Source organism: Rhodanobacter sp. Root480 (assembly GCF_001426645.1).
GTDB classification, from domain to species: Bacteria; Pseudomonadota; Gammaproteobacteria; order Xanthomonadales; family Rhodanobacteraceae; genus Rhodanobacter; species Rhodanobacter ginsenosidimutans.
The window spans coordinates 1,301,504-1,322,215 of record NZ_LMEX01000002.1; the positions used below are offsets into that span (position 1 = coordinate 1,301,504).

Consider the following 20,712-nt stretch of genomic DNA (forward strand, 5'->3'; position numbering starts at 1 on the left):
GCGCAGGCACCGGCGTCCGCTGCGTGCGATCGCCCGACCCTGTCGTGTGAGGAGCAGACCGCCTCGGCGGCTGACTCTGCTGCCAGCGTACGCGTCGGCGTGTGAAGACGATGCGCTAGCATGGCCCGCTCCCCCTCCACCGGAGCCACCCATGCCGCCCCTGTCGATCCGCCCGGCCACGGTTGCCGACATCCCCGACCTGCTGGCCTGGAACAGCGCGATGGCGTGGGAAACCGAGCACAAACGGCTGGACCCCGCCGTGCTGGAACGCGGCATCGCCGGCGTGCTGGAGCAACCGCGGCGCGGCTTCTACCTGATCGCCGAACGCGACGGCGTGGCGGTGGGCGGCCTGTTGCTGACCTACGAATGGAGCGACTGGCGCAACGGCGATTTCTGGTGGATCCAGAGCGTCTACGTGATCCCCGCCGCGCGCCGCAGCGGCGTGTTCCGCGCGCTGCATGCGGACGTGGCACGACGCGCCCGCGCCGCCGGTGCGGTGGGTTTGCGGCTGTACGTGGAAACCGAGAACGAGCGCGCGCAGGCCACCTATGCGCAGCTGGGCATGCAGCGCTGCCCGTACTGGATGTATGAGACGGATTTCACGACGGGCGACCACAGGTGATTTTCTGTGGGAGCGGCTTCAGCCGCGATGCCTTTTGCTTTTGGCTTTCAAAGCAGGAGCATCGCGACTGAAGTCGCTCCCACAAGTGGGGCTGAGGACCGCTATTGGGCGGGTGCCGACAACCGCCCGCTCTCATCCAGCACGACCTCACCACGTGCCTGCAGCTCGATGGCCATGCCGTAGCGTTCGGAAAGTCGGCTCAGCAGCGCGTCGCGCGCCTGCGGATGCAGCGGGTAACCGTGCGCCAGAACGCGCACCGAACCGTCGGCATCGCGCTGGCTCAGCGTGATCGCCACCACGCCCAGGCCCGGCGCCTCGTGCGCATACAGCGTGGGCGTGCTGCCGTTGGCGGCGGCGGGCGCCAGTGTTTCCAGCAGATAGCCGCGGCCGGCTTCGCTGTCGTCGCCGGCCATGGCCAGCGGCAGTTGGTGGGCGTCGAGCAGGGCGGCGTACTGGCGCAGTTCGAACACGATGCCGGCGAAATCGTGGGCGCGTTGCTGCGGCTCGCCGTGCTGCGTGGCCAACCATTGCGCTGGCGATTGCGCGGTGATGGTGCCCTGCGCGTAATGCCAACCCAGGCCGCGGGCGCTCATCGCCGACTCGTCACGCTCGGGCGTCAGCAGGGCCGCTTCCAGCAGCGCCCACAGCGGCGCCAGGTTGACATGCTCGTACTGCACGCAGGTCAGCGCCATCAGGTCGTGGCGGGTGAGGTAGCGCACGTGCTCCAGCGGAATGCCCAGCGTGCGCATCAGCCAGTCGGCGGTGTGCGCGCCGGCTTCACCGCGGCCGATCAGTTGCAGCTCCCACTGCTCGGACAGCGTCTCGGCCAGCTCGGCGGGTGCCAGCAGGCTCAGCGGCAGCAGGCGCATCGGGCCGTCGGCGTAATGCGGTGAGGGCTCCAGGGCAGGCGCCGGCATCTGGCCGTCGTTGCTGCCAAAGGCCACCACGTTCTCCAGCTGGCCGCGCGGCACGCGGCGCGCCAGGTCGCCCAGCGTGGACCACACCGGGAAATTCGGCCGCAGCAATTCCACCGGATCGAACAGCGCGCCAGCCAGCGCCAGCCGCGCCGCGTCCACCTGCGGTACCAGCCCGCGCAGGTCGGTGGCCACGTGCTCGGCCAACTCATCCGCCTCGTCGCGCGTCAGCGTGAGCCGGGGCGGCGTCTGGCCGGCAGCGATTTCGAGGGCGAGTACAGCGGGCAGGTCGAGCAGCGTTTGCGCTTCCACGTGGGGAATTCCGGGCGGGAAGACCAATTCTAGCGGGTATGGGGGATGGGGGCCTGGGAGTCGAAGGACGATGACCACAGAAGCCCGAGGGCACCGTGATCTCCTCTCCCCATTGGGGAGAGGACACAGGAGAGGGGGCTGGTGCTTGCGGGGGAGGTTGATGGATGGAGTTTTCGGCGGTGTGGTTTCGTTGGGGTTTCCCTGCTGCGTGTTCCGCTTCGTCGCGGTTTCCCCGCGGCGTGTGCCCCCTCTCCCTGCCCTCTCCCCGCAGGGGAGAGGGGGATTACGGCTTTTTTGTGGTGCCGAGGGGTGGCGGTTGCGGTTCGCCGCGGCTGAATGAACCTGCCACCCCGCGCCGTGGTGGGGTTTCCCCCGGATGCACTGCGGGTTAGCCTTGTGAGACTTGATATTTTCGGATCGTCCTGAGCATGGAGAACACGCAGAAGCGCGTCGGTGTGGTTGGCGGGGTACGTATTCCGTTCTGCCGCAACAACACGGCCTACGCCGAAGTCGGCAATTTCGGCTTGTCGGTAAAGGTGCTCGGCGCGCTGGTGGAACGCTACGGACTGCATGGGGTGGAGCTGGGCGAAGTGGCGCTGGGTGCGGTGATCAAGCATGCGGCGGACTGGAACCTGGCGCGCGAGGCACTGCTGTCGTCCGGGTTGGCACCGACCACGCCGGGCATCACCACGGCGCGCGCCTGCGGCACCTCGCTGGACAACGCGATCATCGTGGCCAACAAGATCGCCGCCGGGCAGATCGAGGCGGGCATCGCGGCCGGCTCGGACACCACCAGCGACGTGCCGATCGTCTACGGCCGGCGCCTGCGCAAGCGCCTGCTGGCGATGAACCGGGCCAAGACGCCGCTGGACAAGTTGAAGGTGGCGCTGCACGGCTTCTCATTCCGCGAATTGAAACCCGCGTTTCCCGGCGTGGCCGAGCCGCGCACCAACAAATCGATGGGCGACCACTGCGAGCTGATGGCGAAGGAGTGGCACATCAGCCGCGAAGCGCAGGATCAGCTGGCGCTGGACAGCCACCGCAAGCTGGCGGCGGCGTACGAGAGCGGCTTCTTCGATGATCTGGTGGTGCCGTTCCGCGGGCTGAAGCGCGACGGTTTCCTGCGCCCGGATTCCACGCTGGAAAAACTGGCTTCGCTGAAGCCGGCGTTCGACAAGCGCTCCGGCCAGGGCACGCTGACGGCGGGCAATTCGACCGGTTTGTCAGACGGCTCGGCCGCGGTGCTGTTGGCCAGCGATGACTGGGCCGCGCGCCACGGCCTGACAATCCAGGCCTATCTGCGCGATGCGGAAGTGGCCGCGGTGGATTTCGTGCACGGCGAGGGTCTGCTGATGGCGCCCACCGTCGCCGTGCCGCGCCTGCTGGCGCGCAACAGCCTCACCCTGCAGGATTTCGATTACTACGAAATCCACGAGGCGTTCGCGGCGCAGGTGTTGTGCACCTTGCGCGCGTGGGAATCGGCCGAGTACTGCAAGAACCGGCTGGGGCTGGAGGCGCCGCTGGGTTCGATCGATCCGGCCAAACTCAACGTGCACGGCTCCAGCCTGGCGGTGGGCCATCCGTTCGCCGCCACCGGCGCGCGCATCATCGCCACGTTGGCCAAGCTGCTGGAGCAGAAGGGCAGCGGCCGCGGGCTGATCTCGATCTGCACCGCCGGCGGCATGGGCGTCACCGCGATTCTCGAGCGGCCGTGAGTCGCGGCCCGTATCGACATGCCACGCCTTCGCACCACCACCGGTCTTAGCTTGCTGCTGCTGGCTGGCGGCATCGCCGGCACCGGCTGGCTCAGCACGCTGACGGCCGGCTGGAGCGGCCCGGTGGCGAAGACGCCGAGCCGCCATTCGGCCACCATCGCCAAGGCACCCGTGCAGCGGCATGCGCGTGCGCCGGTGCACGTGGCGAAGGCGAAGGTCGTTCGCACCGCGCCGCAGGAAGTGGCGCCTGCGGCCACGCCATCACCGCCCGCTCCGCTGGAGCCGGTGGCGATGCCGTATGACACCACGCAACCGTGGTACAAGCTGCGCGGCCATCTGGACGGCCGCGTGGTGGTGCACGTCGATACCGATGGCCGCGGCCAGGTCGACCGCGCCAGCCTGGTCGAATCCAGCGGTGACCCGGTGCTGGACGAACACGCCTTGCGCAGCGTGCGCGGCTGGCGCTTCGCCGTGCCGGCCGATCACCCCGCCGGTGTCAGCGGCGAACTGCCGATGCGCTTCTCATCGCACCAGGACAGCCTCGCCCGCGCACCGTAAACCGCGCTGCGACCGGAGCGCGCCGCCCTCCGATTCCCATTCCCTGCTTCCTCAAAGAATCCCTTTCGCACCCACGCCGAACGCGGTAATCAGCCGCGTGATGATCAGCTTCGGCGATAGCGCCACGTCCGGGAAATCGCCCACCGGCCGGTAGCAGTTGAAGAAGTTGGGGTCGCTGGCAAGCAGGGGCTGGCAGCCGGGCTTCAAGTCGTAGCTGGTGGCGTAGCGGAAAGGCCACAGGTCGAACAGCGGAAGGTGTTCGGAGACGGTGCCGATGGCCTGGTTGATGTCCGTCAGCACCGGCACCACGGGGCGGCGTGGCGCGATCACCCAGGCGTTTTCCGGTTGCGTGTCGCGCAGGATGGAGCTGCGCAGTTCGTCGGCAAAATGCCGGTCGTAGACGATGACGCCCGATTCGGTGTTGTAGTGATCCGAGCGTGGATCGAAGTTGTGCGAGCCGACCATGGCAAAATTGTCGTCCACCACGATCGACTTGGCGTGCAGGCCGAAGCGGCGGCCTTCGCTGAGCAACGGCGCTGGCCGGCTGCTGCTGCCGCGGCTGCCCAGCAGGTGGAAGCGCGCCTGGCGGGCGCTGGCCGGCGTGGCGGTTTCCGGTGCCGGCGTCGGCGAATCCATGCCCAGGTTGGCCAGCTCGTTGTCGACCGCCGCGGCCACCGCGTGCGGCTTCATCTCGTGGATCTCGAAACCGAATTTGGTGAGGTAGCGTTTGCGGTGCTTGTACGACATGGCGTACACGGCGAACGCGTCGGTGGACGCCAGCGAGTTGGTGGACACCACGATGCGCGGCGGTTCGGCGCGCTTGTGCAGTCGGCGGAAAATCTTCTGCGCCTGGTCGCTCATCACCAGGTACGGCGTCTGCAGCAGTACCTCGCGTTTCGCGCTGGCGATCATGTGCATGATGTGGCGGGTGAATACCTGCGCGCGTGCCCGCTTGGGCGCACGGGTCTTGGTCGGCATGTCGCTGAAGTAATCCACGTTGCCGACTTCGATGCCCGGCGCGACCAGCCACGCATGCAGCCACGACGGATCCTCCGCGGCCTGTTGCACCTGCGCCACGCGCAAGGGTCGTCGGTACTGCGGTGGGCGCCAGGTCGGCGCCTCGGCGTCGGACAGGATGCGCTTGTTGAGATCGCGCAGGTGGGTCAGCGGCACGGAGCGGCGGTGGTTCCAGAACAGGTCGAAACTGTCGGCCATCTCGCGCGCCGCCGGCCCGGCGACCATCACGTCGCGGTCGACGTAATTGAAGTCGTCATCCCAGTTGAAGTAGCGGTCCTCGTAGTTGCGCCCGCCGGTGATGCCGATGCTGTCGTCCACCAGCAGCAGCTTGTTGTGCATGCGCTGGTTGAATTTCATGAAGCAGCAGATCACGCCCGCGGCGAATTCCAGTGGCGGCGTGCGCGCGTTGTGGAAAGTGGGGTTGTACAGCCGCACGTGCAGGTTGACGCTGGCGCGCACCAGCCGGTCGAGCAGGTCGAGGTCGTTGAAGGAGAACAGCTGGTCGGCCAGGATGCGCACCTTCACGCCGCGTCGCGCCGCCTGCACCAGCTCGTTCAACATCAGCTGGCCGGCGTCGTCCTGGGCCCAGATGAAGGTCTGCACGTCGATCGACTTTCTCGCGGCGCGCACCAGGTTCACTCGCGCGGCCAGCGCCGGCTCGCTGTCGTCGAGCAGGGTGACCACATGCACCGGTTGCTCCGGCGTGGATTGGGCCAGCGCGCTGTCCGCCGCCTGCAGCAGCGGCGAGGGCTGGGCGCAATGGTCGGCTTGCTGGCAGGTGAGCTGGCGGTCGATGGTGTCGGCCACCGCCAGGTCGGCCTGGTGGATTTTCGCGCGCGACACGGCGCAGCCTTGCAACAGCAAGGCTGCGAGTAGAAGGGACAGGGAAAAGAGGCGTGACGACATGCGCGCATGATACGGGCAGTGTCGTGAGGGCGTTGATGACGGAGGCGCGGTGCCGCGTCCGGTGCTCAGCCCGACGCGGCGATCACGGCGACCAGAACGCGTCCAGCCGGGCATTCCCCGGCTCCAGCATGCCATCCAGATGCAATACCGCCAGCGCGCCCGGCGGCATGCCGCGGAAATCGTCCGAGCGGCCTTCCACCAACAGGGCCACCAGCCGCTCGATGCCGGGGTTGTGGCCCACCAGCATCACGGAACCAATATCGCCATGCTGATCGAGCAGGGCCAGCAGTTCGCCCGGCGAGGCGTCGTAGATTTCCTCAGCCAGTTGCGGCACCGGCAGTGAATCCAGCGCGGTCAGCGCCAGTCGCGCGGTTTCGGTGGTGCGCCGCGCCGGCGAGCACAGCACGCGCTGCGGACGGATATTGTGGCTGGCCAGCCACAGCCCCGCCGCCTGCGCTTCCTGTTCGCCGTGGGCGCTGAGCGGGCGCTGGCGATCGTCGCCGCTGGTTTCTATGGGGACGGCTTCGGCGTGCCGCAGCAGGATCAATTCGTGCATGAGTGACTCCGTGATGGTGGGGGCGGGTCGATCGATCCTGCTCCGAGGGTCATGGGTGGCGCTTGATCCAACGCAGCAATGCTTTCCAGTCCTGTTGGTGGTTGCGCACCTGCTCGGATTGGTAATCGAAAATGCCCTTGCCCAGCGCGCTCAGCAGCACGTAGGCCTGGCTGTCGCGCAGTTGCGCGGCGATCGGGAAAGGCGACTCCTCGGCCAGCCGCGTCAGCGCGTCCTGGCTGGCGTGGGTCCACGGCTTGAGCCGGTTGGCGACCAGCGCCACCGGCAACTTGCCGCGCTTGATGCGATTGATGGCCTTGAGTTCGTCCAGGAAACGCAGCGTGGCGTCGAGGTCGAACGACGACGGCAACACCGGCACCAGCAGCACGTTGGCCAGTTCGAGATAGGGTTCGAGTTCACGCTCGCCGACGCCGGCGGGGGTGTCGATCAGCAATTGCTGCGTATCGTCCGGCACCCGCTGCAGCCCGCGGCGGCCGCCCTCCAGCGCCAGCACGCCGGGTACGTTGTCGGGTCGCAACTCGGCCCAGTGGAAACTGGAATGCTGCTTGTCGGCATCGACGATGGCGGTACGCTGCCCCGCCTGTGCCCAGTGTGACGCCAGTTGCGTCACCAGCGTGCTCTTGCCGCAACCACCCTTGCTGCATGCCACCAGCGTCGTAAGCATCGGTTGACCCTTGCCCCGGAAGGTGGATCAAGCCTAACCCGCGGAAGGGGTAAAGGGGAACGGGCGAGCGGAAAGCGATATTGAAGATGGCGAACCGGGGAGCCGGGAATGACAACGGCGTCGCACAACTCCACCATTCGCCCTGAGCGTAGCCGTGCCAAGCCGTCAAACATCGAGGCTCGAAGGCACTGTGACGTCCTCTGCCCTTGGGGGGGAGGACACAGGTTTGGTGTTTGCCGCGTTGTTGGTGGCTGGGTCGATGAACACAGAAGCCCGAGGGCATCGTGACCTCCTCTCCCCATTGGGGAGAGGACACAGGAGAGGGGTCGGTGCTTGCGGGGAGGTCCGGCGGAAGAGGCTTTGGGACGGCGGGAGCAGCTTTGTTGGGTCGCCCGCGGCGTGGCCTCTCTTCGTTGGGCTTTCGGCGTCGTGAGTCGCGTCGTTGGGGCTTTCCCGCGGCGTGTCCCCTCTCCCTGCCCTCTCCCCAAGGGGAGAGGGGATTACGGTGCTTTTGGGCGCTGAGGTTGGGGTGGTGCGGCTTTTTGCTGTTGCGCGGGTCGTCGTCGAATAGTGCGGCTGTGCCGTACTGCGACCTCCTCTCCCCTTTGGGGAGGATTGAGGAGAGGGGCGGGTGCTCGCGGGAAGCGGCCCCTCAGCTCCCGGGTTTCCAGTCCGCTGGCGCTTCGGCGGCGATGCCGGCGTTGCGCAGGGCGGCCAGCATCAGGCTCATTTCGCTGCCGCCGTTGCGGGCCAGGGTCAGCAGGTGCTGGGCCACGGCGGGGTCGGTTTGCGCGCGGGCGGAGAGGGCGGCGAAGTTCTGCACCTGCCACACGAGGTTGTGGCGGGCCTGGCGGGCGTCTTCCTGTTGCGCCGCATCGTCGGCCAGGGTTTCGCGCAGGTGCAGGCCCAGCGAGCGGGCCAGCGGGCTGGAGCCCCACTCCAGTACCTTGCCCAGTTTCAGGCAATCGGCCTTCAGCGCGGCATCGTCGGCCGCGCCTTCGCACAGCTTGGCGGCGGCCGGCAGGTTCGGTTGCGGTTGGGCGCGGGCGCTGCCGAACACCATCATCACCTGCAGGCCGGCGGCGCCGGCGGTGTCGTTGGGATCCAGCGTGGTGGCCGGTGGCGGCAGCACGGCGACGGTGCTGGCGAGGGCCTTCAGGCTGATGCCGGCGTAATCGTCATACAGCTTCGCGCCGGCGGCGCGTGCCAGATCCTGGCGTGCCGCGTCGTCGTGCAGCTGGCGCTGGTCGTCGCCGAGTTTGAGCAGCCAGACGGCGGCATTGTCGGGCGCCTTGGCCTGCAAGGCGCTCAGCGCCTCGCGGTTGGGGCAGGCATCCGCCTTGGCGTCGCAATCGGCCAGGCGCACCCAGTCGGTGGCCGGGCCCGCGTCCTGCGCCTGCGCCGCACGCTCGATCAATGCGTGGAAGCTGTTGTACTTGGGCTGGTTGGGCAGCGGTCGGGCCAGCAGGGCGGCACCGAGCAGCGGCAAGGCATCGGCGCGTGGCGCCAGCACGCTGACCAGATCGCGCTGGAAACCGGCCAGCGCCTTGTCGCGGGCCACATCGGCCTTGTGGTTTGTCGCGGGTTTTGGATGGCGAGCGGCCCACGCCGGCGCCGCCATCGTGGTCAATGCGCAAGCCAGCCATACATAGCGCAATCCGCGCATGATGCTCTCCAGACAAACAAAGTCCCCAGCTTAACGGCTGAATCTTAAGCGCGGCTGATCGCACGGTTTGCACGGCGAGCGCGCTTGCGCGAGGCTTGGCGGTACGAATATGGCCGTCTGTTCAGCGCGAAGGCGCAGCGGCAACCCAAAGGAGACCGCCGTGAGTCAATTTCCCACATGGGCCGACGGTGCGCCGTGGTTCGCCGGCTGGGGCACGCTGGCGTTGATCAACGCCGCCCTGGCACAAGGCAAGAACCGCAGCGGCCTGCTGTGGTTCCTGCTGTCACTGATACTCGGACCGCTGGCGACACTGGTGCTGGTGCTGCTGCCCAAAGTGCGATCAAAGATGTTCTGAAGGCACCCGCGGCCGGCTCATGCGTAGCCGTAATTGCCAAACCTCAGCGCCAGATCAAGCCGTAATACCCTCTCCCCTTGGGGAGAGGGCAGGGGAGAGGGGGACACGCCGCGGGAAACCCCAACGAAGCTGTCCACGACGCCGAAAAGCTGCGCCAACAGCTCCCTCGCAAGCACCGCCCCTTCTCCTGTGTCCTCTCCCCAAAGGGGAGAGGAGATTACGGTGCCCGCGGGCTTTTCCGTTTATCGACAAGGCAGGGACACGCCGCGGGAAGCCCCGCTACTCCCCCAACTCTTCGCGCATGAACTCCGGCTGCGCCAGCGCGCCCTTGTGCACTTCGGCGTTGTAGTAACGGGTGGGGAAGTTCTTGGCGGCGGCGCCGCGCTCGCGGAAACCGGACAGGTCGCCGCCCTTGCGCGCCATGGTGCAGCTCCACCAGCCGGTGGGGTAGCACGGCTGCGGGAACGGCAGCGTCTTCACTGCGCTGAAGCCCGACGTGCGCATGGCCGAGCGCATCGACTTGATCAGATCCAGGTGCGCCAGCGGCGATTCGCTCTGCTGCACCAGCAGGCCGCCGTGGCGCAGCGCCTTGTAGCAGCTGGCGTAGAAGGCCACGTTGAACAGGCCTTCGGCCGGGCCCACCGGGTCGGTGGAGTCGACGATGATCAGGTCCAGCGAATCGGGCTCGGCGTCGGCCATGTACTTGATGCCGTCAATGAACAGCAGCTCGGCGCGCGGATCGTTGTTGGCCTCGCACAGCTCGGGGAAATACTCCTCCGCCAGGCGCGTCACGCGCTCGTCGATTTCCACCTGCACGGCATTCTCGACTTCCTCGTGCTTCAGCACCTCGCGCAGCGTGCCGCAGTCGCCGCCGCCGATGATCACCACGCGCTTGGCCCGCGCATGGGTGAACAGCGCCGGGTGGGTCATCATCTCGTGGTAGAAGAAGTTGTCGCGCGTGGTGAGCATCACGCAGCCATCGATCACCATCAGGTTGCCCCAGTCGGTGGTCTGGTAGATCTCGATGTTCTGGAACGGGGTCTTCTCCGCGTGCAGCAATTGCTCGGTGCGGAAACCGATGGAGGAACCGGAGGCCTGGTGGGCTTCGGTGAACCAGCTGAGCTGCTGCGACATGGCGGGTGTCCTGAAAACCGTGGGATGCAAGGCCGCTCATTGTAGCGGCAACGCCTGCGGGCCGCCGTGTCCCTATCGTCACGAGCCGCCATTACAATGGCCGCTGGCATCCGGGCGCAGAACGCGCTGGTGCCGACAAGCCCGATCGGCCCCGCGGCGTGCGAGGCTTCCGGTCGTACGGGCCTGGTGGCTACACCGAAGTACTCCGTCAAGGTCCGCCGCTGCGACGATCATCCGTGGAAACGTGGCCCGCGACGGTGGATGCCGTCAGCGCCGGCTGCACAGGAGATGACATCGATGGCGAAACAGTGGACTACCGACGACGCCCGCCACACCTACGCCGTGCCGCACTGGGGCGATGGCTACGTGGACGTGAGCACCGACGGCGAGATGGTGATGCAGCCGCGCGGTCCCGGCGGCCCGGCGCTGTCGCTGCCGGCGATCGTGGAACGCGCCCGCGCCGACGGCCTGCGGCTGCCGCTGCTGGTGCGTTTTCCCGACATCCTCGCCGACCGGCTGGCGCACATGCAGGCCGCGTTCGCCCAAGCGATTGCCGAGTACGACTACGCCGGCGGCTACACCGCCATCTACCCGATCAAGGTCAACCAGCAGCGCGGCGTGGCCGGCGAGCTGGTGGCCGCCGGCACCCACGGTTTCGGCCTGGAAGCGGGCTCCAAGCCCGAGCTGATGGCGGTGCTGGGGATGGCGCGGCCCGGTTCCATCGTGATCTGCAACGGCTACAAGGATCGCGAATACATCCGCCTGGCGCTGATCGGCAAGAAACTCGGCCTGCGCGTCCATATCGTGATCGAGAAGCTGTCCGAGCTGGACCATGTTTTCAGTGAGGCCAAGGCGCTGGGCATCGAGCCTCTGCTGGGCGTGCGCGTGCGCCTGGCCTCCATCGGCGCAGGCAAGTGGCAGAACACCGGCGGCGACAAGGGCAAGTTCGGGCTGTCGCCGAGCCAGGTGCTGACGCTGATCCAGCGGCTGGATGCGGCCGGGCTCAAACACACATTGAAGCTGCAGCACTTCCACATGGGCTCGCAGATCTCCAACGTGCGCGACATCGCCAACGGCATGCGCGAGGCCACGCGGTATTTCGTGGAGCTGAGCCGCATGGGCGTGCCGCTGGAGATCGTGGACGTGGGTGGCGGCCTGGGCGTGGATTACGACGGCTCGCGCTCGCGCAGCTACAACTCGATCAATTACTCGATCGAGCAATACGCCTCCACCATCGTGCAGTCGCTGTCCGAAGCCGCCGCGGCCGAGGGCCTGCCGGCGCCGCACATCCTCACCGAATCGGGCCGCGCCATGACCGCGCACCATGCGGTGATGGTGGTCAACGTGACCGAGGTCGAACAGGTGCCCGCCGGCACGATTCCACCCCCGGCGGCGGACGAGCCGATGGTGCTGCGTCACCTGCGCGAGATCTGGGCCGAACTCGATCACCGCCCGCCGCTGGAGCTGTTCCACGAAGCCCAGCACCACCTGGCCGAAGGCCAGACGCTGTACGCGCTGGGCCAACTGGCGCTGGCCGACCGCGCGCGGCTGGACGAGATGTACTACGCGGTGGCCAACGCCGTGCGCACGCGCCTGCTGCCGGCCGAGCGCTCGCATCGCGGCGCGCTGGATGAGCTGGACGAGAAGCTGGTCGACAAGTATTTCGCCAATTTCTCGGTGTTCGAATCGATCCCGGACGTGTGGGCGATCGGCCAGATCTTCCCCATCGCGCCGATCGCGCGGCTGGACGAGGAGCCGACGCGTCGCGGCGTCATCGTCGACCTCACCTGCGACTCCGACGGCCGCATCGACCACTATGTCGATGCCGAGGGCGTCGACGTGAGCCTGGCGCTGCATGCGCTGAAAGACGACGAAAGCTACCGGCTGGGCATCTTCATGGTCGGCGCCTACCAGGAGACCCTGGGCGACATCCACAACCTCTTCGGCGACACCGACGCGGTGAACGTGCGCGTGGAAGGCGACGGCTTCGTGTTCGCCCACCAGCGCCGCGGCGACACCACCGACCTGATGCTCGATTACGTGGGCTACGATCTCGAAGCCCTGCGCCGCAGCTACCGCGAGCGCATCGCCGGTGCCGACGTGACCGGCGCCGAGGCCGATCAGCTCTACCACATGCTCGATGGCGGCCTCACCGCATACACCTATCTGGCCGAAGACACGCATTGATCGCAAGCCCACGATTCACGCAACGCAGGAGCAACGCATGACAAGTCTCAATGGCAAGGTTGCATTGGTCACCGGCGCGGCCAGCGGTATCGGCAAGGCAATCGCGGAGGTTTACGCCGAACGTGGCGCGAAGGTGGCGATCGCGGATATCCGCCAGGAGGCGGCCGATGCCGTGGCCGCGCAGATCAACGCGGCCGGCGGCACCGCCATGGGTGTTGCGATGGACGTGACCGACGAAGCCTCCGTCGATGCCGGCACCGACCAGGTGGTGGCGACGTTTGGCCGTCTGGACGTCCTGGTTTCCAACGCCGGCGTGCAGATCATCAATCCGATCGACCAGTTCAGCTACGCCGACTGGAAGAAGGTCATGGCCATCCATCTCGATGGCGGTTTCCTCACCACCCGGGCCGCGCTGCGCCACATGTACCGCAAGGACGAACAGGGCCGGAGCCATGGCGGCATCGTGATCTACATGGGCTCGGTACATTCGCACGAAGCGTCGCGGCTGAAGGCGCCGTACGTGGCGGCCAAGCACGGCCTGCTGGGCCTGGCGCGCACGCTGGCCAAAGAGGGCGCGCCGCACAACGTGCGTTCGCACGTGATCTGTCCCGGTTTCGTGCGTACCCCGCTGGTGGAAAAGCAGATTCCCGAGCAGGCGAAGGAGCTGGGCATCAGCGAGGACCAGGTGGTCAGCGACGTGATGCTGAAGGACACCGTCGATGGCGTGTTCACCACCGTCGAGGACATCGCCCAGACCGCGCTGTTCCTGGCCACCTTCCCCAGCGCGGCGCTGACCGGCCAGTCGGTCGTGGTCAGCCACGGGTGGTTCATGCAGTGAGCAACCCGTCGCTGGCCGAGACGGTAGCCCGCGATTACCGCACCGTCGCGCTGGTGTTGCAGGGCGGCGGCGCGCTCGGTGCCTACCAGGCCGGCGTGTTCGAGGCGTTGGACGAGGCCGGCCTGCAACCGAACCGGCTGGCCGGCATCTCGATCGGCGCGCTGAACGCGGCGGTCATCGCCGGCAATGCGCCCGGACAGCGGGTGGAACGGCTGCGCGAATTCTGGGAGGCGATCTGCCGCCCGCCGCTGTGGCCGGATGTGCCGACGCTGCCGTGGTTCGATGCGGTCGCCTGGCCCACGGCATGGCTCAACGGCGTGAGCGGCCTGGCCGCGTGGCGCGCGATGACCGAAGGCCAGGCCGGCTTCTTCCATCCGCGCCAGCCGCCGCCGTACCTGGGCGCGCACGCCACGCCCGGCAGCGTCAGCTGGTACGACACCACGCCGCTGCGCGCCACGCTGGAGCGGCTGGTCGATTTCGACCGCCTCAACGATGCGCGCACCATGCGCGTGGCGGTCGGTGCGGTGAACGTGCGCAGCGGCAACTTCGCCTATTTCGACAACCGCCGCGAGCGCCTGCGGCCCGAGCATTTCATGGCCTCTGGCGCGCTGCCGCCGGGCTTTCCCGCGGTGGAGATCGACGGTGAGTTCTACTGGGATGGCGGCATGGTCTCCAACACGCCGCTGTACGAGGTGCTGAGCGAGCGCCCCGGTTGCGACACGCTGGTGTTCCAGGTCGATCTTTGGAGTGCCCGCGGCACGCCGCCACGCGACCTCGCCGACGTGGCCGAGCGCAGCAAGGAAATCCAGTATTCCAGCCGCACCCGCCTGGTCACGGAATTCATGCGGCGGACGCAGGAGCAACGCCGCCTGCTGCATGACGTGATGGCGCTGGTGCCGGAGGACCGGCGCAACGACCCGGCGTATCGCCATGCCGAGGCGCGCGCCGCCGAGGCACTGACCAACGTGATCCACCTGATCTACCAGGACCGGCCGCACGAAGGCCACTTCAAGGATTACGAGTTCAGCGCCACCAGCATGCGCAGCCACTGGCAGAGCGGCCTGGACGACATGCGCCACACCCTGGCCCACCCGCACTGGCTGGCCGTGCCCGACCCGGAGCGCCCGTTCGTGACGCACGACGTGCATCGCAAAGGGGCTGGCTGAGCGGGTTCAGCTGTCGCGGTGCACCTGCAAGCCGGCCGCTGACTGGTTGACCGGCATCACTTCGACCCGGTTGATGTTGAGGTGCGGGGGCAGGTTGGCGATCCACCAGATGGTGTCGGCGATATCGCCTGCGGTGATCGGGTGGACGCCGGCATAGAGCTGGTCGGAGGCGGTCTGGTCACCGCCGGTGCGTACCAGGGTGAATTCGGTTTCGGCCATGCCCGGCTCGATCGACGACACCCGCACGCCGGTGCCAAGCAGGTCCACGCGCAGGTTCTGCGAGAACTGGGTGACGAAGGCCTTGCTGCCGCCGTACACGTTGCCGCCACGGTAGGCGTAACTGCCGGAAATCGAGCTGATGTTGACGATGGCGCCACGGCGTTCGATCAGTTGCGGCAACAGCAGGTGGGTGATCGTGACCAGCGCGGTGACGTTGGTGTCGATCATCTGCTTCCACTGCGCCAGGTCCGCCAGCTGCGCCGGCGCGGTGCCCAGCGCCAGGCCGGCGTTGTTGACCAGCAGGTCGATGTCGGCAAAGGCCGGCGGCAGCGCCGCATGCGCCGCGCGCATCGCGGCTTCGTCGCGCATGTCGAACGCGGCGATATGCACGTTTTCGGCACCGTGGCGTTCCACCAGTGGCTGCAATCGCTCGGCGCGACGGCCGCTGGCGATCACCCGCCAGCCACCGGCCACGAAGCGTTCGACAGCCGCGGCGCCGAAGCCGGAGGTGGCGCCGGTGATCCATGCAGTCTTGGTAGTCATGAGCGAAAGCCTGGCAGAAACGTGAGACTCAGCGACCTTCCTTCAAGGCGATCGCATTGATACCCGCGCCGGCCAGCCGTTGCTTGGTTGATTCCAGGTCGGTGGCGGACGGGAACGGGCCCAGCCGGACCCGGTGGTAGGTCTGGCCGTTGACATTGACGGTCTGCACGTTGGCGATGAAACCCTGCATCGCCAGCTTGGCTTTCAGGGTCTCCGCGTCAGCGGCGTTGGGGAACGCGCCGACCTGCAACAGGTAACCGCTGCCTGCCGCCGCTGCGGCCGGAGGCGTGCTGCGCGGCGCGGCGACCACGTCTTCGCTGACCGCGGCCGGCGCATTCGGGTTGCTGACCGGCGCCGTCGCCACCGGCGTGGTGCCGGCCGCCGCCTGCTGCTGGGCCTGCGTGGCCGCCTGCTGTTTCTGCAACTGCTCGGCGCGCGCCTGGGCGCTGATTTCGGCATCGGGGATGCGCACTTCGCGCTCCGACAGCACCGAGTAGAAATCGTATTGCGGCTTTTTCGGCGCGTCGTCGTTGTTGCCCGTTTCGAGCAGGCCCGGTTCGCTGGCGTGCTTGGCGGTGGCCTGCGGATTGGCCTGCGGGCCCTCGGGTTTGTGCAGGCTGGTGAGCAGGCTGCCGCGCAGCATCATCACCATCAGCACGGCACCGACCAGCAAGCCGACAATCGCGTAGCCCCAGGCGGGGAAACCGCCCTTTTTGTTGCGCACGGCCTGCCGGCCCTTGCCCTTGCGTGTTGCCATTACATCTTCTCCGGGGCGCCGAGGCCCAACAGGCCCAGGCCATTTTTCAAGACTTGTTGCGTGGCCACCACCAGCGCCAGGCGCGCGTTGCGCAGCGCGGCGTCCTCGACCAGGAACTGGTGCGAGTTGTAATAGGTGTGGAACGCGTTGGCCAGTTCGCGCAGCCAGCCGGCGACCAAGTGCGGCTCCAGGTTGAGCGCGGCGGTCTCCACGATTTCCGGGAACTTCGACAGCTCGGTCAGCAGGATCTGCTCGTGCTCGTTGTCCAGCCGCGCCAGCTGGGCGAGGCCGTCGGCGAGGTCGAAACTGAAACCTTTCTCCGGCGCCTGCCGCAGCACGCTGCAGACACGGGCGTGGGCGTACTGGATGTAATAGACCGGATTGTCGTTGGACTGCGAGCGTGCCAGGTCGATGTCGAACACCAGCTGCGAATCGCTCTTGCGCGAGATCAGGAAGTAGCGCGTGGCGTCGCGGCCCACTTCGTCGATCAGGTCGCGCAAGGTGACGTAGCTGCCGGCGCGCTTGGAGATCTTCACCTCCTCGCCGCCGCGCATCACGGTCACCATCTGGTGCAGCACGTATTCGGGCCAGTTCTTCGGGATGCCCACGTTCAGCGCCTGCAGGCCGGCCTTCACCCGCGCCAGCGAGCCGTGATGGTCGGAGCCCAGCTCGGTGATGGCACGCTCGTAGCCGCGCTGCCACTTGCTGAGGTGGTAGGCCACGTCGGGCAGGAAGTAGGTGTAGGTGCCGTCGGACTTGCGCATCACGCGGTCCTTGTCGTCACCAAACTCGGTGGTGCGCAGCCACAGCGCGCCGCCTTCCTCGTAGGTGTGGCCGTGCGCCACCAGTTCGCGCACGGTTTCCTCGACCTTGCCGTCGCTATACAGCGAGGACTCCAGGAAGTACGTGTCGAAGCCCACGCCGAACGCCTGCAGATCCAGGTCCTGCTCGCGGCGCAGGCTGGCCACGGCGAAGCGGCGGATGGCGTCCAGGTCGTCCACGTCGCCGTTGGCAGTGACGGTTTCGCCATCGGCAACCACCGCGTCGCGATCGAGGAACGCCCGCGCCACGTCGGCGATGTAGTCGCCGCGGTAGCCGTTTTCCGGCCAGTTGCTGTCATCCGGCGTGACGCCGCGGGCGCGCGCCTGCACCGAGACGGCGAGGTTGGCGATCTGCACGCCGGCGTCGTTGTAGTAGAACTCGCGCCTCACGTTCCAGCCGGTGGCTTCAAGCAAGCGGCTGAGGCAATCGCCGATCGCCGCGGCGCGGCCGTGGCCCACGTGCAGCGGGCCGGTCGGGTTGGCCGAGACAAACTCCACGCCCACGGTCTTGCCGCCGCCGGCGCTGCGACCATAGGCGTCGGCTTCAGCCAGGATGCGCCGCAGTTCGGCGTGGTACGCGCTGGCGGCCAGGAAGAAGTTGATGAAACCCGGGCCGGCGATCTCCACCTTCGCCACCAGGTCGTTCGCCGGCAGCGCCGCCACCAGCTTTTCGGCCAGCTCGCGCGGTTTGGCGCGTGCGGGCTTGGCCAGCAACATCGCCACGTTGCAGGCGAAATCGCCGTGTTCGCGGCTGCGCGCCCGCTCGATCACGAAGCCCGGCAGGGCCAGGTCGGCGGGAAGAGTGGCATCGTCCTGCAAGGCCTGAATTGCCTGCAAAATCAGTTCACGCAGCTGTTCTTTCACGGGCTTTCAATATCGTGATGGAACCGACAATCCTAGCAGACCGCCACCACCGGGCGGAGCCGATGCCGCAGCCGTGGAGCGGCGAGGCAATCACCTCGGGTTTTGCTGCACTGCAGTGGACGGGCCTGTGGATAAGTCTGTGGGGAAAGCTTCGCCCGGTGTCGGGCCGCCGGAGCGGTGAACCGATCAACCCACGATATTTTGGGAAAAGTCTTTGATAATCATCATGGTATATCGACAACCTGTGGTGAAGAGGGCGACATGACCGCCAAGTGACCGTTCCGCGGATTTGTGCATAAGTTTCGACGACTTGCCGCGCCTTGATGCACCCGGAATGCAGTAGTTGGCTGACGCCGGCAGCCGCGGCAGGGGGCCGCGGCACGGGATTGGCCAGGTCAGATCAGCCCGCGCGCGGCCATCGACACCGGCTCGCCGCTGCCGATCACCAGATGGTCCAGCACGCGTACGCCGATCAGGCGCAAGGCGTCGCGCAGCTCATGGGTGATCGCACGGTCGGCGGCGCTGGGCTCGGCCACGCCCGAGGGGTGGTTGTGGGCAAAGATCACCGCGCATGCATTGTGCTGCAGGCAGGCGCGAACCACCTCGCGCGGATGCACGCTGGCGCCGTCCACCGTGCCGCGGAACAGCTCCTCGAACGCCAGCACGCGGTGGCGGTTGTCCAGGTAGAGGCAGCCGAAAACTTCGTACGGCAGGTGGCGCAGGCGGGCGCGCAGGAAATCGCCGCTGTCGCGCGGGTTGCCCAGGCTGGGCCGCTCGTGCAGTTGCTCGGCCAGGCTGCGACGGGCCAGCTCCAGCGCGGCGGCGATGCGTGCCCGTTTGGCCGGCCCCAATCCACCGACCCGGATCGGATGATCGGGCCGCCCGAGCAGGGCGCCCAGGCTGCCGGCGCCGGCGATCAGTTCGCGACCCAGCGCCAGCGCATCCTTGCCGCGGCTGCCGCTGCCCAGCAGCACCGCCAGCAACTCCGCGTCGGACAGCGCACCGCTGCCGCGCGCCAGCAGTTTTTCACGGGGACGTTCGCCTTCGGGCCAGTCGCGGATACTCATCGTCATAGCGTGTCCGCCCGGCGATCGGGGCGATAGCAGACAGCCGGAATGATTCCGGTAAGCTAGGCGTCTGCCCGTCTGTCAGGCCCGCCTTACATGTCTCTTGCCCAACGCCGCATTATGCTGGGAGTGTCCGGCGGCATCGCCGCCTACAAGTCCTGCGAGCTGGTACGCCGGCTGCGCGATCTCGACGCCGAAGTGCGCGTGGTGATGACCGAAGCGGCCACCCATTTCGTCACCCCCACCACGTTTCAGGCGCTGTCCGGCCAGAGCGTGCGGATCAGCGGCTGGGATGCGCAGGCGGAAGCGGCGATGGGCCATATCGAGCTGGCGCGCTGGGCCGAACGCATCCTCATCGCACCGGCCAGTGCCGACCTGCTGGCGCGGCTGGCGCACGGGCTGGCCGACGACCTGCTGTCCACCCTGTGCCTGGCCAGCGCCGCGCCGCTGTACCTGGCGCCGGCGATGAACCAGCAGATGTGGGCGCACGCGGCGGTGCAGGCCAACCTCGCCACGCTGCGTCAGCGCGGCGCGCATGTGCTGGGGCCGGCCAGCGGGGAGCAGGCCTGCGGCGACGTGGGATCCGGCCGGATGCTGGAGGCGCTGGAATTGCGCGATGCCCTGGTCGGTTCGTTCGGCAGCGGTGCGCTGGCGGGGCTGAAGATCATGGTGAGCGCCGGCCCCACGTTCGAAGACATCGACCCGGTGCGTTTCATCGGTAACCGCAGCTCCGGTCGCATGGGTTTCGCGGTGGCGCAGGCCGCCGCGCAACAAGGTGCGGAGGTCACCCTGGTCGCCGGGCCGGTCAGCTTGTGCACGCCACCAGGCGTGGCACGGCGGATCGACGTACGCAGCGCCGCGCAGATGCACGACGCCGTGTTGGCGGGCGCGAAACAGGCCGATATCTATATCGCGGCGGCGGCGGTGGGCGACTATCGCCCCAGCGAAGTCTCGCCGCGCAAACTGAAGAAGCAGGCCGGCGCGGACCTGTCGCTGCAGCTCAGGGAAAACCCGGACATCCTGGCCGCGCTGTCGGCGCAGGCCGCGCATCCCTTTCTGGTGGGTTTTGCCGCCGAAACCCACGACGTGGCGCACTACGCGCAAGGCAAGTTGAAGCGCAAGGGCCTGGACATGATCGCCGCCAACCAGGTCGGCGAGGGCCTCGGCTTCGAAACCGCCGACAACGCCATCAACCTGTATTGGGAGGGCGGCATGCTCGAACTGCCGCGCGCGGGCAAGGCCGAGCTGGCGCACCAGTTGCTGGCCTGCGTGGCCGAGCGCTACCGGGTCGCACGCGGATGAGCGCGCGCCCCGTCGTCGATATCGAACTGAAAATCCTGGACCCGCGCCTCGGCGACAGCATCGCCCTGCCCGAGGCGGCCACCGCCGGCAGCGCGGGCATGGATCTGCGCGCCGCGCTGGAGCAGCCGCTGACCCTGCAGCCGGGCGACAGCGCGCTGGTGCCCAGCGGCATCGCCATTCATATCGGCGACCCGGGCTGGTGCGCGGTGATCGTGCCGCGTTCGGGGTTGGGCCATAAACACGGCTTGGTGATGGGCAATCTGGTAGGAGTGATCGACGCCGACTACCAGGGGCCGTTGATGATTTCATGTTGGAACCGCGGCCATGCGCCGTACACCATCGAAGTCGGCGATCGCATCGCCCAGTTGCTGCTGCTGCCGGTGGCGCAGGCGCGGATGAACATCGTGTCCGCGTTTGCCCCGAGCCAGCGCGGTGACGGCGGTTTCGGTTCCACCGGCATCAATTGAGTGGCGGCCCGCGCCGCGGGCCACGCTGCGACAACCTGCGGGGG

General features: G+C 67.6%; 19 protein-coding genes. 9 read left to right on the forward strand and 10 right to left on the reverse strand.

Annotated features, from left to right (window positions below):
• The first annotated feature begins 151 nt into the window (after positions 1-151).
• Entirely contained in the window at positions 152-622 is a 471-nt protein-coding gene (locus ASD22_RS12670) for a GNAT family N-acetyltransferase (RefSeq protein WP_056083835.1), read from the forward strand.
• Between the two features lie 101 nt (positions 623-723).
• On the opposite strand, the gene ASD22_RS12675 is transcribed toward ASD22_RS12670, so the two are convergent.
• On the reverse strand, positions 724-1,848 hold the full coding sequence (locus ASD22_RS12675; RefSeq protein WP_056083837.1) for a hypothetical protein: 1,125 nt from the start codon (positions 1,846-1,848) through the stop codon (positions 724-726).
• 428 nt (positions 1,849-2,276) lie between these two features.
• Between ASD22_RS12675 and ASD22_RS12680 the strand changes: the two genes are divergently transcribed.
• Positions 2,277-3,563 (forward strand): acetyl-CoA C-acetyltransferase, encoded by a 1,287-nt coding sequence (locus ASD22_RS12680; RefSeq protein WP_056083840.1) that lies wholly within the window; start codon positions 2,277-2,279, stop codon positions 3,561-3,563.
• A gap of 18 nt (positions 3,564-3,581) precedes the next feature.
• Positions 3,582-4,121 carry an energy transducer TonB gene (locus ASD22_RS12685; protein WP_056083843.1) on the forward strand — a complete coding sequence of 180 codons (540 nt, stop codon included), beginning with the start codon at positions 3,582-3,584 and terminating at the stop codon, positions 4,119-4,121.
• 51 nt (positions 4,122-4,172) lie between these two features.
• On the opposite strand, the gene ASD22_RS12690 is transcribed toward ASD22_RS12685, so the two are convergent.
• From ASD22_RS12690 to ASD22_RS12705, 4 genes are all read right to left on the reverse strand, one after another.
• Positions 4,173-6,044, reverse strand: a complete 1,872-nt coding sequence (locus ASD22_RS12690; protein WP_056083846.1) for a phospholipase D family protein — start codon at positions 6,042-6,044, stop codon at positions 4,173-4,175.
• Positions 6,045-6,126: 82 nt separating this feature from the next.
• Positions 6,127-6,600: a histidine phosphatase family protein gene (locus tag ASD22_RS12695; protein ID WP_056083849.1), complete on the reverse strand. Its 474-nt coding sequence runs from the start codon at positions 6,598-6,600 to the stop codon at positions 6,127-6,129.
• A gap of 49 nt (positions 6,601-6,649) precedes the next feature.
• On the reverse strand, positions 6,650-7,282 hold the full coding sequence (locus ASD22_RS12700; RefSeq protein WP_056083852.1) for a ParA family protein: 633 nt from the start codon (positions 7,280-7,282) through the stop codon (positions 6,650-6,652).
• 652 nt (positions 7,283-7,934) lie between these two features.
• The gene (locus ASD22_RS12705; RefSeq protein WP_200946359.1) at positions 7,935-8,948 is read right to left on the reverse strand and encodes a hypothetical protein; all 1,014 of its coding nucleotides are present in this window, start codon (positions 8,946-8,948) and stop codon (positions 7,935-7,937) included.
• 160 nt (positions 8,949-9,108) lie between these two features.
• Here ASD22_RS12705 and ASD22_RS12710 point away from each other — a divergent pair, with 160 nt between their 5' ends.
• Positions 9,109-9,303 (forward strand): hypothetical protein, encoded by a 195-nt coding sequence (locus ASD22_RS12710; protein ID WP_056083858.1) that lies wholly within the window; start codon positions 9,109-9,111, stop codon positions 9,301-9,303.
• A gap of 279 nt (positions 9,304-9,582) precedes the next feature.
• On the opposite strand, the gene speE is transcribed toward ASD22_RS12710, so the two are convergent.
• Entirely contained in the window at positions 9,583-10,437 is an 855-nt protein-coding gene (gene speE / locus ASD22_RS12715; RefSeq protein ID WP_056083861.1) for a polyamine aminopropyltransferase, read from the reverse strand.
• Between the two features lie 297 nt (positions 10,438-10,734).
• On the opposite strand from speE, the gene speA reads away from it, so the two are divergent.
• The 3 genes from speA to ASD22_RS12730 are packed head-to-tail and all read left to right on the forward strand — an operon-like array spanning position 10,735 to position 14,628.
• Positions 10,735-12,624, forward strand: a complete 1,890-nt coding sequence (gene speA, locus ASD22_RS12720; RefSeq protein WP_056084301.1) for a biosynthetic arginine decarboxylase — start codon at positions 10,735-10,737, stop codon at positions 12,622-12,624.
• Between the two features lie 37 nt (positions 12,625-12,661).
• Positions 12,662-13,462, forward strand: coding sequence for a 3-hydroxybutyrate dehydrogenase (locus tag ASD22_RS12725; RefSeq protein WP_056083864.1), 801 nt, complete (start codon positions 12,662-12,664; stop codon positions 13,460-13,462).
• Positions 13,459-14,628 (forward strand): patatin-like phospholipase family protein, encoded by a 1,170-nt coding sequence (locus ASD22_RS12730; protein WP_056083866.1) that lies wholly within the window; start codon positions 13,459-13,461, stop codon positions 14,626-14,628. The genes ASD22_RS12725 and ASD22_RS12730 overlap by 4 nt, the downstream gene beginning before the upstream one ends.
• 6 nt (positions 14,629-14,634) lie before the next feature.
• On the opposite strand, the gene ASD22_RS12735 is transcribed toward ASD22_RS12730, so the two are convergent.
• The 4 genes from ASD22_RS12735 to radC form a co-directional block, all read right to left on the reverse strand.
• The gene (locus ASD22_RS12735) at positions 14,635-15,390 is read right to left on the reverse strand and encodes an SDR family NAD(P)-dependent oxidoreductase (protein ID WP_056083868.1); all 756 of its coding nucleotides are present in this window, start codon (positions 15,388-15,390) and stop codon (positions 14,635-14,637) included.
• A 28-nt stretch (positions 15,391-15,418) separates the two neighbouring features.
• Positions 15,419-16,147 carry an SPOR domain-containing protein gene (locus tag ASD22_RS12740; protein WP_056083871.1) on the reverse strand — a complete coding sequence of 243 codons (729 nt, stop codon included), beginning with the start codon at positions 16,145-16,147 and terminating at the stop codon, positions 15,419-15,421.
• Positions 16,147-17,832 (reverse strand): arginine--tRNA ligase, encoded by a 1,686-nt coding sequence (gene argS / locus ASD22_RS12745; protein WP_056083874.1) that lies wholly within the window; start codon positions 17,830-17,832, stop codon positions 16,147-16,149. Before argS ends, ASD22_RS12740 begins: the two co-directional genes overlap by 1 nt.
• A 395-nt stretch (positions 17,833-18,227) precedes the next feature.
• The gene (gene radC / locus ASD22_RS12750; RefSeq protein WP_056083877.1) at positions 18,228-18,899 is read right to left on the reverse strand and encodes a DNA repair protein RadC; all 672 of its coding nucleotides are present in this window, start codon (positions 18,897-18,899) and stop codon (positions 18,228-18,230) included.
• A 96-nt stretch (positions 18,900-18,995) separates the two neighbouring features.
• Here radC and coaBC point away from each other — a divergent pair, with 96 nt between their 5' ends.
• Together coaBC and dut are read left to right on the forward strand one after the other, a co-directional pair.
• Entirely contained in the window at positions 18,996-20,201 is a 1,206-nt protein-coding gene (gene coaBC / locus ASD22_RS12755) for a bifunctional phosphopantothenoylcysteine decarboxylase/phosphopantothenate--cysteine ligase CoaBC (protein WP_056083880.1), read from the forward strand.
• Positions 20,198-20,668 (forward strand): dUTP diphosphatase, encoded by a 471-nt coding sequence (dut, locus tag ASD22_RS12760; protein ID WP_056083883.1) that lies wholly within the window; start codon positions 20,198-20,200, stop codon positions 20,666-20,668. Before coaBC ends, dut begins: the two co-directional genes overlap by 4 nt.
• Positions 20,669-20,712 lie beyond the last annotated feature (44 nt).

Coding starts and splice junctions, on each gene's coding strand:
- ASD22_RS12670 (WP_056083835.1), top strand. CDS start 152: ATGCCGCCCCTGTCGATCCGCCCGGCCACGGTTGCCGACATCCCCGAC.
- ASD22_RS12680 (WP_056083840.1), top strand. CDS start 2,277: ATGGAGAACACGCAGAAGCGCGTCGGTGTGGTTGGCGGGGTACGTATT.
- ASD22_RS12685 (WP_056083843.1), top strand. CDS start 3,582: ATGCCACGCCTTCGCACCACCACCGGTCTTAGCTTGCTGCTGCTGGCT.
- ASD22_RS12690 (WP_056083846.1), bottom strand. CDS start 6,044: ATGTCGTCACGCCTCTTTTCCCTGTCCCTTCTACTCGCAGCCTTGCTG.
- ASD22_RS12695 (WP_056083849.1), bottom strand. CDS start 6,600: ATGCACGAATTGATCCTGCTGCGGCACGCCGAAGCCGTCCCCATAGAA.
- ASD22_RS12700 (WP_056083852.1), bottom strand. CDS start 7,282: ATGCTTACGACGCTGGTGGCATGCAGCAAGGGTGGTTGCGGCAAGAGC.
- ASD22_RS12705 (WP_200946359.1), bottom strand. CDS start 8,948: ATGCGCGGATTGCGCTATGTATGGCTGGCTTGCGCATTGACCACGATG.
- speE (WP_056083861.1), bottom strand. CDS start 10,437: ATGTCGCAGCAGCTCAGCTGGTTCACCGAAGCCCACCAGGCCTCCGGT.
- speA (WP_056084301.1), top strand. CDS start 10,735: ATGGCGAAACAGTGGACTACCGACGACGCCCGCCACACCTACGCCGTG.
- ASD22_RS12725 (WP_056083864.1), top strand. CDS start 12,662: ATGACAAGTCTCAATGGCAAGGTTGCATTGGTCACCGGCGCGGCCAGC.
- ASD22_RS12735 (WP_056083868.1), bottom strand. CDS start 15,390: ATGACTACCAAGACTGCATGGATCACCGGCGCCACCTCCGGCTTCGGC.
- ASD22_RS12740 (WP_056083871.1), bottom strand. CDS start 16,147: ATGGCAACACGCAAGGGCAAGGGCCGGCAGGCCGTGCGCAACAAAAAG.
- radC (WP_056083877.1), bottom strand. CDS start 18,899: ATGAGTATCCGCGACTGGCCCGAAGGCGAACGTCCCCGTGAAAAACTG.
- coaBC (WP_056083880.1), top strand. CDS start 18,996: ATGTCTCTTGCCCAACGCCGCATTATGCTGGGAGTGTCCGGCGGCATC.
- dut (WP_056083883.1), top strand. CDS start 20,198: ATGAGCGCGCGCCCCGTCGTCGATATCGAACTGAAAATCCTGGACCCG.